This window comes from Roseiarcus sp., from assembly GCF_049514155.1.
GTDB lineage: Bacteria > Pseudomonadota > Alphaproteobacteria > Rhizobiales > Beijerinckiaceae > Roseiarcus.
Genome location: NZ_JBEKVH010000127.1, coordinates 1 through 11,695, shown reverse-complemented (window position 1 = coordinate 11,695; position 11,695 = coordinate 1). Strand labels below are relative to the sequence as shown.

The window sequence follows — 11,695 nt, the reverse complement described above, 5'->3', positions numbered from 1 at the left end:
TCGGTTCGCGCCAACGAAGCCATCGGCGTCGTCGGACCTAATGGCGCCGGCAAGACGACGCTGCTGAGCATCTTGGTCGGCGCGCATGCGCCGACCGCTGGAACGGTCAGGCTGCGCGGTCAGGACGTGACGGCGTTGCCGACCGCCGAGCGCTGTCGCCGCGGCCTCGCCCGCACCCACCAGATTCCGCGGCCGTTCTCGGGCATGACGGTGTTCGAGAACGTCTTCACCGCCGCCCGCCATGGCGGCGGCCTCGCCCGCGACGCGGCTTACGCGCGCGCCGCCGAATCGCTGACGACGACCGGCATGACCGGCCTCGCCAACCGCCGCGCCGAGACGCTCGGGCTCATCGACCGCAAGCGCCTCGAACTCGCCCGCGCGCTCGCCACCGGCCCCTCGGCGCTGCTGCTCGACGAGATCGGCGGCGGCCTGACCGACGCCGAAGCGAGCGAACTCGTCGACGTCATCCTCGAACTCAAGCGGCGCGGCCTCGCCATCGTCTGGATCGAGCATATCGTCCATCTCCTGCTGCGCGTCGCCGAACGGCTCGTCTGCATGGACGCCGGCCGCGTCATCGCCGACGGCGCGGCGGAAAAGGTGATGAAAGACCCGGCAGTGATCGAAGCCTATCTCGGCGGAGGAGCGGGATGACGCTGCTCTCGGTCGAGCGCCTCGAAGCGCGCTACGGTCTGCTGACCGCCGTGCGCGGCGTCAGCTTCGCGGTCGACAAGGGCGAAACGATCGCCCTTGTCGGCGCCAACGGCGCCGGCAAGACGACGCTGCTGCGCGCCATCGCCGGCCAGCATCCGCTCGCCGGCGGGCGCGTGGTCTTCAACGACGCCGACGTCACGTCCCGCAGCGCCCATGTGCGCGCCAGGATGGGCATCGCGCTGGTGCCGGAAGGCCGCCGCCTGTTCGCCAGCCTGACGGTCGAAGAGAACCTGCTGCTCGCCCGCTCCGCCGGCCGCGCCGGCCGGTGGACGCTCGAAGCGGTGATGGAGGCCTTTCCAAACCTGAAGGCGCGGCGGCGCAGCCCCGCCGGAACGCTGTCGGGCGGCGAGCAGCAGGCGACCGCGATCGGCCGCGCGCTGATGACCAACCCGGAGATCATCCTGCTCGACGAAGTGTCGCTCGGCCTGTCGCCGCTGGTCGTCGGTCGCGTCTACGAGCAGCTCGAGGCGCTGAAAGGTTCGGGTGTCGCGATCGTCCTGGTCGAACAAGACCTCAAGCGGGCGATGGCGACTGCAAGCCGCGCGATCTGCATGCTCGAGGGCGCGATCGCCATCGAGGGCGCGACCGCCGAGCTGACGCACGAACAGGTGACGCACGCCTATTTCGGCCTGCGCCGCAGCGCCGAGCACGGAGCGCGGGCGTGATCTTCGTCAACCAGATCATCCAGGGCGTGTTGCTCGGCGGCTATTACGCGCTGATCGCCTGCGGCCTGTCGTTCATGTTCAGCGTCATGCGGATCATCAACCTGGCCCACGGCAGCTTGGCGATCCTCGCCGCCTATGCTTTGTTCGTGCTCGCCGACCGCTACGGCGTCTCGCCCTTCCTCGGGCTCGTCGTCGTCGTACCGGCGATGGCGCTGATTGGCGCCGGGCTGCAGCGCGCCGTTCTCGAACGCAGCGCGCGCGGCGGATTGCTGGTGCCGGTGCTGTCGACCTTCGGCCTGTCGATCGTCATCGACAACCTGCTGTTCCAGCAATTCGGCGCCGACACTCGCTCGCTCGCGCCCTATGTCGGCGATCTCTCTTACGACAGCTGGTCGATCACCGACGACATCGCCATCGGCAAGCTCGCGGCGCTGACCATGGCGACGGCGATCGCGCTGCTCGGCGGCATCCAGCTGTTCCTCAATCACACCCAGCTCGGCCGCATGATCCGCGCCACCGCCGAGGATTCCGACACGGTCGGCCTGGTCGGCGTCAACGCGCGGCGGGTCAATGCGCTGGCGGCGGCGATCGCCATGGCGACGGTGGCGATATCCGGCGCCTTCCTGGCGATGCGCGCGACCTTCGACCCCTACGCCGGCGCGTTGCAGCTCATCTTCGCCTTCGAGGCCGCGGTCATCGGCGGCGCCGGCTCGCTATGGGGCACGCTGCTCGGCGGGATCGTGCTCGGCGTCGCGCAGAGCGTCGGCGCCTCGGTGAGCCCGCAAGGTTTCTTCCTCGCCGGTCACGGAATCTTTCTCGTCGCGCTGTTTCTGCGCCTCTATTTCGGCGAGTTCGGCCCGCGTCTGCGCCGCCTCATCAGGGGGACGGCGTGAGCGCGAGTCGCGCCCTCGTCGTTGAGCGCTGGACGCGCGAGTCGCGCGTCGCGCTTGCGGTCGCCGCGATCGCCGCCGTTCTGCTGGCGTTTGGGCCGCTGTGGCTCGGGGCCAACGGCGTCGACCGGCTGACGACGCTGTTCATTTACGTGATCCTCGCGGTGATGTGGAACGCGTTGGTCGGCTATTGCGGACTGGTGTCGATCGGCCAGCAGGCGTTCTTCGGCCTCGGCGCCTATTTCGCCGTGCGGCTCGCCGATTCCGGCGTCAGCGTCTACCCGTCGCTGTTCCTCGCCGCGATCATCGTCGGCGCGCTGTCGCTGCCGCTGTCGGCGCTGATGCTGCGCCTCAAGGGCGGCGAATTCGCCATCGGCATGTGGGTCGTCTCCGAGCTTGCCCATCTGCTCGTCAACCTCGACACGCTGATCAACGGCGAGACGGGCACTTCGCTGATCGCGCTCAACGCCTACCCGACCGACCTGAGACGCGCGCTGACCTATTGGTGCGCCTTCGCCGCCATGGCCGGTCTGCTGGCGGTCGTCTTCTTCCTGCTGCGCGGGCCGATCGGCGCGGCGATCCAGGCGATCCGCGACGACGAGCAAGCCGCCGAGTCGATCGGCGTGCGGGTGACGCGCGCCAAGCGGACCGTCTTCGTCCTCGCCGCTTTCGGCGCGGCGCTCGCCGGCGCGCTGTGGGTGGCGACGGCGGTCACCTTCCAGCCCAAGACCTACTTCAGCCCGCAATGGACCGCCTACATGATTTTCATGGCGCTGGTCGGCGGCCTCGGCACGTTCGAAGGCGCAATCCTCGGCGCCGTCGTATTCTTCGCCATCGAGGCGTGGTTCGGCGCCGCCGGCGTCTGGTATCTCGTCGGCCTTGGCGCGGCGGCGCTGGTCTTCGCGCTCGCCCTGCCGCGCGGAATCTGGGGCTGGGTCGAGGACAAGACCGCGCTGCGGCTGCTGCCCGTCGGCTACCGCGTTCGTTTTCTCGCCGAACGCAGCGCTGCGCCCGCGCCGCCGTCGGAAAAGCGCGCGACCTAAGACACGAGACGCGCGGCGAAAAAGACCGCGCGCAAACGGGAGGACGGAAATGCTGTTCGGCAAGACGATCGTCGTCACCGGAATTTCGTCGGGCATCGGCGCCCGCATCGGCGAGCTCGCCGCCGCGCTCGGCGCCGACGTCATCGGCGTCGACGTCAACGCGCCAGCCGCGCCGCTCGGCGCCTTCGTCAAGGCCGACATCTCTTCGGCCGCCGCAATCGCCGATCTCGCGCGTGCGTTGCCGAGCCGCATCGACGCGCTGTGCAACGTCGCCGGCGTTTCTGGCGTGTCGGGCGCCGCCAAGACCCTGGCGATCAACTTCTATGGCCTGCGCGCGCTCAGCGAGGCGCTGGCGCCGCGCTTACGAGAGGGCGGCGCAGTGGTCAACGTCGCCTCGATCGCCGGATACGGTTGGCGCGCCAATCTCGATCGCGCCAAGGCCTTTGTCGACGCGCCTGGCTTCCCCGACATCGCCGCGCTGCTCAAGCGCTTCGACGTCCCCGACGGCGAAGGCTATCCGCTGTCGAAGGAGCTGCTGCTGCTGTGGACGTTGCGCGCCGCCCATCAGCCTTTGTTCCGCGACCGCGGCGTGCGGGTCAATGCGGTCAGCCCTGGGCCGGTGACGACGCCGATCCTCAAGGAGTTCCGCCGGGTTTTCGGCGATCCGCGCGTCGACGAAGACATCGCGCGGGTCGGCCGCGCTGGCGCGCCGGCCGACATCGCTCCCGCCGCGTTGTTCCTGTGTTCGGACGGCGCACGCTGGATCAACGGCGCCAATCTGCCGGTCGACGGTGGGCTCGAAGCTTCGATCAACGCCAGCGTCCTCGGGTTCTGAGCCGAGGCGCAAAGAAAGGATCGGTGCGCGGAAAGCGCGCCTTGTGCGACGGGAGGAAACGACATGAAGGTAGATTTCATCATTGACGGCGCGTCGGTCGGCGCGACAAACGGAGCAACCTACAAGCGGCACGATCCGGTAACCGGCAAGGTTGCGAGCGAGGCGGCGGCGGCGAGCGCAGCCGACGTCGACAAGGTCGTCGAGGCGGCCGCGCGCGCCTTCCCGGCCTGGTCGGAGACCGGCCCGAGCCAGCGCCGCGCGCTGCTTAACAAGGCGGCTGATCTGCTCGAAAGCCGCACCGCTGAATTCTCGCAGTTGATGACTGACGAGATCGGCGCGACCGGACCCTGGGGCGGCTTCAACTGCTTTTTCGCCGCCACGCTGTTGCGCGAAGCCGCGGCGCTGACGACGCAAATCGTCGGCGAGGTCATCCCCGCCGACAAGCCGAATGTGCTGTCGATGGGGATGCGCCAGCCTGTCGGCGTCGTGCTCGGCATGGCGCCGTGGAACGCGCCGGTGATCCTTGGCGTGCGCGCGATCGCCGCGCCGCTCGCCTGCGGCAATACGGTGATCCTGCGCTCGTCGGAGGTCTGCCCGGCGACGCATCGCCTGATCGTCCAGACGCTCAACGACGCCGGCTTCCCCAAGGGCGTCGTCAACTTCATCGCCAACGCGCCGGAGGACGCGCCGAAGGTCGTAGCGGCGCTGATCGCCCATCCGGCGGTCAAGCGGATCAACTTCACCGGCTCGTCGCGGGTCGGCAAGATCATCGCCAAGCTGGCGGCGGAGCACCTCAAGCCGGTGCTGCTCGAACTCGGCGGCAAGGCGCCGCTGATCGTGCTCGACGACGCCGACCTCGACGCCGCGGTCGACGCGGCGATCTTCGGCGCCTTCGCCAACCAGGGCCAGATCTGCATGTCGACCGAGCGGCTGATCGTCGACGAGAAGATCGCCGACGCGTTCGTCGCCAAGCTCGCCAAGCGCGCCGCCGCGCTGCCGGCCGGCGATCCGCGCGGTCATGTCGTGCTCGGCGCACTGGTCAGCCTCGAAGCGGCCGAGCGCATGGACGCGCTCATCGCCGACGCGATCGCCAAGGGCGGCAAGGTCGTCGCCGGCGGCAAACGCACCGGCGCGATCGTCGAGGCGACGGTCGTCGATCACGTCAAGTCCGGCATGCGCATGTACGGCGAAGAGTCGTTCGGGCCGGTCAAGCCGGTGATCCGCGTCAAGGACCAGGAGGAGGCGATCCGGGTCGCCAACGACAGCGAATACGGCCTGTCGTCGGCGGTGTTCAGCCGCGACATCCAGCGGGCGCTCGCGGTCGCCAAGCGGCTCGAGACCGGCATCTGCCACATCAATGGCCCGACGGTGCACGACGAAGGCCAGATGCCGTTCGGCGGCGTCAAAGCCTCAGGCTACGGCCGGTTCGGCAGCAAGGCGGTGATCGCTGAATTCACCGAATTGCGCTGGATCACCATCGAAGGTCCGCAGGCCTATCCGTTCTGACTGAGCAATCCTGAGGGCGGGAGTCGCGAAGGCGCCCGCCCGATTTTGCGCCCACGCGGCGCAACGCCGGCGAATTGATCCCCCTCAATGCGGATGGCGGCCTGCAGCGAACAATGCCGCCTGATGTCAGCCGCCATAAGCTGCGACATCGCGAGGGATCGAAGATCGCGCCGAAGCACGCGCGTAGTTTTTGTTGCGCGCGTTCGCGAGAAACGATGCGGAAGCAATCCATGCGGCGGCTGGGGCGCGGGATTGCTTCCCCCTCGGTTTTCCCCAGAACCGAAATCGGACGCCTTCGCTGCGACGGCGACGGACTCCTCATCGGCGAAACGCGGCCGCCCGCCCGCGGCCGGGATCGCGCTCAGGCGCCGATCGACTAAGGAGGCGACGCTTTGAGAGAGCTGGCGCTGTCGGAAGTCTATCGGTTACTCGAACCGGGACCGGTCGTTCTGCTGACGACCTCCCGCGCCGGTCGCGACAATGTCATGGCGATGTCGTGGCACATGATGGTCGAGTTCACGCCGCCCTTGGTCGCCTGCGTGGTCAGCGACGCCGACGCCAGCTTCGCCGCCCTGCGCGCGACGCGCGAATGCGTCATCGCCATCCCAGTGGCGAAACTGGCGAAAACCGTCGTTGCGATCGGCAATTGCTCGGGCCGAGCGACGGACAAGTTCGCCGCGTTCGGACTGACCCGGGTTCCGGCCCGCCGCGTCGCCGCCCCGCTGGTGGCTGAGTGTATCGCCAATCTCGAATGCAAGGTCGCCGACACGCGATTTGTCAAACGCTACGGCCTGTTCATCCTCGAGGTCGTGCAGGCGTGGCGCGACCCGACACAGCAGAACGCCAAGACGATCCACCATCGCGGTCGTGGCGAATTCTCCGTCGACGGCAAGACGATCAAGCTTGCTTCGCGAATGCCATAACCAATGACGCCTTGAGCAAAATTGCCGCGCTCGCCGCGCCGCGATAGGATGGCGCCGTTCTACGCTCGCCGACGGAAAGAACCGATGGCCGAAAAGCCGAGACGGGAGGTGGCGGCGCCGCAACGTCCCGAAGCCGACGATCTCTCCGCCGAGGTCAGGCGCAGCCTTGAGTCCGTCGTATCCCTGCAGGCGGAGATCCCCGAGGACGCGTTCACGGCGCCGGTTCTTGGCGTCAAGCGCGCGGGCAGTGGCGTCGCGATCGACGACGATGGGCTCGTCCTGACGATCGGCTACCTCATCACCGAGGCCGAGACGATCTGGCTGACGACGCCGGAGGGACGGCTGGTTCCCGCCCATCCTTTGGCGATCGACCAGGAATCCGGCCTCGGGCTGGCGCAAGCGCTCGACCGGCTCGGATTGCCGGCGGTTCCGCTCGGGCGATCGCAGGATGCGCAGGTCGGCGATCCGGTGGTGATCGCCTCCGGCGGTCGGCGCCAGTTCGTCGAAGCGGAGATCGTCGCCAAGCATGAATTCGCCGGTTATTGGGAATATCTTCTCGACGAAGCCATTTTCACCGCCCCGGCGCATCCGTTCTGGGGTGGCGCCGGTCTCTTCGCCGGCGACGGTCGGCTCATCGGAATCGGCTCGCTGCATGTCGAAAGCGCCGGCGGACAAGACGTGCCGAGCGACGTCAACATGATCGTGCCAATCGACCTGTTGCCGCCGCTGACCGCGCAATTGCGCGCCAGCGGCCGCATCGACAAGCCGGCGCGACCGTGGATCGGCGTCTATTCTGCGGAAAGCGAAGGTCGGATCGTCATCGCCGGGGTCGCCGACCGCGGCCCGGCGGCGGCGGCGGGGCTTCGCCGCGGCGACATCGTCGCCGCCGTCGGCGAAGCCGCGGTGGGCTCGCTTGCCGATTTATATCGCGGTATGTGGGCTCGCGGACCCGCCGGCGTCGAAATCCCGATCGAAGTGGTTCGCGATGGCCGCAGCGTCTGGCTGCGCGTACGCTCAGTCGAACGCAGCGCTAATTTCAAGAGACCGCGCCTCCATTGACCCCGCCCGTTTCGCGCCGGCCTGCGCCGCTCCCCATATCCAATCAAAACCTCGCCGCTCGCGGCGCGCCTTGCCGAGGTCGCCGCGTGAGCCGGATTCTGATCGTCACTGACGCCTGGCTGCCGCAGATCAACGGCGTCGTGCGCTCGATCGAGGCGCTGTTGCACGAGGCGCCGGCGCTGGGCGTGAAGATCGAGGTGCTCGATTCGACCGGCTTCCGCACGGCGCCGATCCCGACCTACCCATCGATGCGCTTCGCCGTGACGCGGCCGGGCGCGGTGGCGCGCAGGATCGAAGCGGCCGATCCCGATTTCGTTCATATTGCCACGGAGGGGCCGCTTGGTCTGTGCGCGTGGATCGCCTGCCGTCGCGCCGGGCGACCGTTCACCACCTGTTACCACACGCGTTTTCCCGAATATCTGGCGATGCGCCGGGTCGCGCCGCGCCGCGCCGTCTATTGGCTGCTGCGGCGGTTCCACAACGCCGGCCTCGGCATGATGGTCGCCACCCAGTCGCTGGAGCGCGAGCTGCGCGCGCGCGGCTTCGACCGCCTGATGCGCTGGTCGCGCGGCGTCGACAGCGAATTGTTCCGTCCTTGCGAGACCAGCGTTCTCGACCTGCCGCGACCGATCTTTCTCACCTGCGCGCGCCTCGCGGTGGAAAAGAACCTCGACGCGTTCCTGTCGCTCGATCTGCCCGGCTCGAAGGTCGTCGTCGGCGACGGCCCCGACCGCGCGCGCCTGCAGGCGCACTTTCCCGACGCACATTTCCTCGGCGAGCTGCAGGGAACGGCGCTGTCCGCCGCCTACGCCAGCGCCGATGCTTTCGTCTTTCCCAGCCTTTCCGACACTTTCGGCCTGGTTCTGCTCGAAGCGCTCGCCTCCGGCCTGCCGATCGCCGCGTTTCCGGTCCCCGGTCCGCTCGACGTGATCGGCGACAGCGGCGCCGGCGCGCTCGATTGGGACCTCAAGCGCGCTGCGCTGGCGGCGCTGTCGATTCCTCGCGAAACCGCGCGCGCCCACGCGCTCACATTCAGCATCGCCGCCTCGGCGCGCCAATTCGTCGACAACATCTTCCGCGCCCACGCGGCGCCGAGCGCCGAGGCCGGCTTCGCCGGTTGAGCCGCGCGCGGCGACCGCGCGCCACAATTTTGGACGAATCGATGGCGCAGATGGCTATACTTCTCCGCCTGGTGAATGTTCGGCGACGCATGCTGGAAGATTTGACGGATTCCGAGGGTCGCCAACGGTCGCGCTGGGACCGGCTGGCGGTCGTCGATTGGCCGATCGCGCGCGCCATGGCGCTGAGCGGCGATCGGCGCGCGCCGGTCGTCGCCGCCAAGGCGTTGTCGCGGCTGGGAAACGGCCCGATCTACTTCGTCATTCTGGTCGCGCTGATCCTGTTTCGACCCAGGGGCGCGGTGGCCGTCGGGCTGTGCGGAGCGGCGAGCATCCTGTTGCTGCATTGCGTCTATCCGGCGATCAAGCGGTCGGCGGCGCGCCCACGCCCGCGTGATCTCGGCATCGCCTGCCCAGGCGCGCCGCCGCCGCTCGACCGCTATTCTTTCCCCAGCGGGCATGTGATGACGCTGACGGCGGCTTTGTTGCCGATCGTCCTCGCCGCGCCGCGTGTCTGGCCCTACGGCGTGGCGACCTGGGCGGCGATGGCGTGGGCGCGACTGGCGGTCGGCGATCACTTCGCTTCCGACGTCGCCGCCGGAACGTTGATCGGCGCGGGCGTCTCCGGGTTGATCGCCTATTGGATCGTGATATGAGCGGTTTCTCGCGGTCGGCCGCGCCGCCCGGCGCCGTGCGTCGCTCGCCAGTTCGCTAAGGGAAAGGGCGGCTGTCCGATGTCGACGATTGCTCAAGTCGCCGCTGGCTATGCCGTCGCCGCAACGGGCCTGCAGGTCGTCAGCATCGCGCTGGCGGCGCGCAAATGCCGCAAACCGCGCCGGCGCTTCGCCGCCTCGCCAGACGCGCCGCCGGTGACTCTGGTGCAGCCTTTGTGCGGGGTGGAGGCCTTCTCGGAGACGACGCTGGAGGCGGCATTCGCGCTCGATTACCCCGATTACGAGTTGATCTTCTGCCTCGCGCACGCCGACGATGGCGCAGCGCCGCTGGCGCGTCGCGCGATGGAGCGCCATCCCGAACGCAAAGCGCGCCTGCTCGTCGGCGACGAGCGGCCGTCGGTCAATCCCAAGCTCAACAACGTCGTCAAGGGATGGAAAGCGGCGCGCAACGCCTGGATCATTATCGCCGATTCCAACGTGCTGATGCCGCCCGACTATATCCAGCGCATGATGGCGAGCTGGGGTCGCGGCGTCGGAATCGTCTGCGCGCCGCCGATCGGCTCGGCCCCGGAGTCGTTGGCGGCGGAGATGGAATGCGCGTTTCTCAACACCTACGAGGCGCGCTGGCAATACGCGGCCGACGCCTGCGGCCTCGGTTTCGCGCAGGGCAAGTCGATGCTGTGGCGGCGCGACGTCCTCGAAGCCGGCGGCGGCATCGAGCGGCTCGGCGACGAGATCGCCGAGGACGCTGCGGCCACCAAGCTGGTGCGCCGCGCCCGTTTGCGGCCGCGCCTCGCCGCCGGCCCGTTCGATCAGCCGCTCGGCCGACGGGCGTGGTCCGAAGTCTGGGGGCGGCAGGCGCGTTGGGCGCGCCTGCGCCGCGCCACCTTCCCGTTGTTCTTCGCGCCGGAGTTGTTCACCTCAGGACTGCTGGCGATCGTCGCGGCCGCCTTCGGCGCGGCGGCTTTCGGTTTCGCGCCGGAGCGGTTCGCCGGCGTGATCGCGTTGATCTGGTACGGAAGCGAGGCGGCGTTAGCGCTCCTCGCCGGTTGGCGGCTGACGCCGGCGACGCTCGTCGCTTTCGTGCTGCGCGACGCGACGCTGCCCTGGCTGTGGCTGCAAGCGTGGATCATCGACGATTTCGAGTGGCGCGGGCATTCGATGTCGACCGCCGACGAAGCGGCGCCGCCGGCGCGCTGAGTTCAGCCTGAGCCTTTGAGGTTCCTCATCGCGCGCGCACCTTGTAAGGTCGCCGCGCGGAGTGAGCGCGGCAAAGGGGGATTTGATGCGCATCGAGCCGGTCTTCCTGTTCGATCTCGACGGAACTTTGGTCGACAGCGTCTATCAGCACGTGCTGGCGTGGAAGCAGGCTCTCGACAGCGAGGGCATCGAGCTTTCCGTGTGGCGCATCCACCGCAAGATCGGCATGAGCGGCGGCCTGTTCGCCAACCAGCTGGTGCGCGAGACCGGGCTCGCTATCGACGACGACGGGCTCGAGCGTCTGCGGCGCAAGCACGCCGAAGCCTATCGGCGCATGGCCGATGCGATCCGGCCGTTGCCGGGCGCCAAGGATCTGCTCGCCTTTCTCACCGCCGCCGCCATCCCGTGGGCGATCGCGACCAGCGGCCGGATCGAGACCGCTGGGGTGAATCTCGCCGCGCTCGGCGTCGATCCGGCGAAAGTTCCGGTGGTGACGCGCGACCAAGTCAAATACGCCAAGCCCGATCCGGATCTCTTCATCGCCGCTGCGGCGCGGCTCAACGCGCCGATCGAGACGGCGATCGTGGTCGGCGACAGCATCTGGGACATGCTCGCCGCGGCGCGTTGCCGCGCGCTCGGGGTCGGCCTGCTGTGCGGCGGCTACGGCGCGAGCGAGTTGCAGCAAGCTACGGCGTTCCGCGTTTACGACGACCCAGCCGATCTGCTCGTCCACATCGACGAGCTCGGCGGGCGGCGCTGACAGGGAGCAATCGCAACGTGAAAATCTCTTTCCACGGCGCCGATCGCGACGTCACCGGCTCGTGCCATCTGGTCGAGGCCGGGGGCAAGCGCATTCTCGTCGATTGCGGCTTTTTCCAAGGCAGCCGCGACCTCGACGACGAAAACGCGGCGCCGTTCGGCTTCGACGCTGCGTCGATCGACGCCCTGCTGCTGACGCACGCACATCTCGACCATTGCGGGCGCATACCGCTGCTTTACAAGCGCGGCTTCCGCGGCGAGATCGTCGCCACCGGCGCGACGCGCGAACTCGCCCGGTTGGTGATGCTCGAC

12 protein-coding genes and 1 pseudogene are annotated in these 11,695 nt (G+C 68.6%); all 13 read left to right on the top strand.

The genetic code is table 11. From position 1 onward, the window contains the following. The coding region (locus ABSF49_RS16170) for an ABC transporter ATP-binding protein (protein ID WP_424113682.1) at positions 1–651 on the top strand (651 nt) is incomplete at its 5' end. A gap of 38 nt (positions 652–689) precedes the next feature. Next, positions 690–1,376 (top strand): annotated as a pseudogene (locus ABSF49_RS16165) (ABC transporter ATP-binding protein); the annotation flags it as partial. Then, positions 1,376–2,269, top strand: coding sequence for a branched-chain amino acid ABC transporter permease (locus ABSF49_RS16160; RefSeq protein WP_424113683.1), 894 nt, complete (start codon positions 1,376–1,378; stop codon positions 2,267–2,269). The pseudogene ABSF49_RS16165 and the gene ABSF49_RS16160, both read left to right, overlap by 1 nt. After that, complete coding sequence (locus ABSF49_RS16155) at positions 2,266–3,309, top strand: branched-chain amino acid ABC transporter permease (protein WP_424113681.1); 1,044 nt, start codon at positions 2,266–2,268, stop codon at positions 3,307–3,309. Before ABSF49_RS16160 ends, ABSF49_RS16155 begins: the two co-directional genes overlap by 4 nt. A 49-nt stretch (positions 3,310–3,358) precedes the next feature. After that, positions 3,359–4,144 (top strand): coniferyl-alcohol dehydrogenase, encoded by a 786-nt coding sequence (locus ABSF49_RS16150; RefSeq protein WP_424113680.1) that lies wholly within the window; start codon positions 3,359–3,361, stop codon positions 4,142–4,144. A 63-nt stretch (positions 4,145–4,207) separates the two neighbouring features. Continuing rightward, positions 4,208–5,650, top strand: a complete 1,443-nt coding sequence (locus tag ABSF49_RS16145; RefSeq protein ID WP_424113679.1) for an aldehyde dehydrogenase — start codon at positions 4,208–4,210, stop codon at positions 5,648–5,650. A gap of 392 nt (positions 5,651–6,042) precedes the next feature. Next, positions 6,043–6,573, top strand: coding sequence for a flavin reductase family protein (locus ABSF49_RS16140; protein ID WP_424113678.1), 531 nt, complete (start codon positions 6,043–6,045; stop codon positions 6,571–6,573). An 84-nt stretch (positions 6,574–6,657) separates the two neighbouring features. Continuing rightward, the gene (locus ABSF49_RS16135; protein ID WP_424113677.1) at positions 6,658–7,632 is read left to right on the top strand and encodes a S1C family serine protease; all 975 of its coding nucleotides are present in this window, start codon (positions 6,658–6,660) and stop codon (positions 7,630–7,632) included. Positions 7,633–7,718: 86 nt separating this feature from the next. Further along, a complete protein-coding gene (locus ABSF49_RS16130; RefSeq protein WP_424113676.1) occupies positions 7,719–8,753 on the top strand; it encodes a glycosyltransferase family 4 protein in 1,035 nt (344 codons plus the stop codon). A gap of 89 nt (positions 8,754–8,842) precedes the next feature. After that, complete coding sequence (locus ABSF49_RS16125; RefSeq protein WP_424113675.1) at positions 8,843–9,406, top strand: phosphatase PAP2 family protein; 564 nt, start codon at positions 8,843–8,845, stop codon at positions 9,404–9,406. 78 nt (positions 9,407–9,484) lie between these two features. Further along, complete coding sequence (locus ABSF49_RS16120; RefSeq protein WP_424113674.1) at positions 9,485–10,624, top strand: ceramide glucosyltransferase; 1,140 nt, start codon at positions 9,485–9,487, stop codon at positions 10,622–10,624. An 85-nt stretch (positions 10,625–10,709) separates the two neighbouring features. Next, positions 10,710–11,384, top strand: coding sequence for an HAD family hydrolase (locus tag ABSF49_RS16115; protein WP_424113673.1), 675 nt, complete (start codon positions 10,710–10,712; stop codon positions 11,382–11,384). Positions 11,385–11,401: 17 nt separating this feature from the next. After that, the coding region (locus ABSF49_RS16110) for an MBL fold metallo-hydrolase (protein WP_424113672.1) at positions 11,402–11,695 on the top strand (294 nt) is incomplete at its 3' end.

Coding starts and splice junctions, on each gene's coding strand:
- ABSF49_RS16150 (WP_424113680.1), top strand. CDS start 3,359: ATGCTGTTCGGCAAGACGATCGTCGTCACCGGAATTTCGTCGGGCATC.
- ABSF49_RS16125 (WP_424113675.1), top strand. CDS start 8,843: ATGCTGGAAGATTTGACGGATTCCGAGGGTCGCCAACGGTCGCGCTGG.
- ABSF49_RS16145 (WP_424113679.1), top strand. CDS start 4,208: ATGAAGGTAGATTTCATCATTGACGGCGCGTCGGTCGGCGCGACAAAC.
- ABSF49_RS16135 (WP_424113677.1), top strand. CDS start 6,658: ATGGCCGAAAAGCCGAGACGGGAGGTGGCGGCGCCGCAACGTCCCGAA.
- ABSF49_RS16120 (WP_424113674.1), top strand. CDS start 9,485: ATGTCGACGATTGCTCAAGTCGCCGCTGGCTATGCCGTCGCCGCAACG.
- ABSF49_RS16115 (WP_424113673.1), top strand. CDS start 10,710: ATGCGCATCGAGCCGGTCTTCCTGTTCGATCTCGACGGAACTTTGGTC.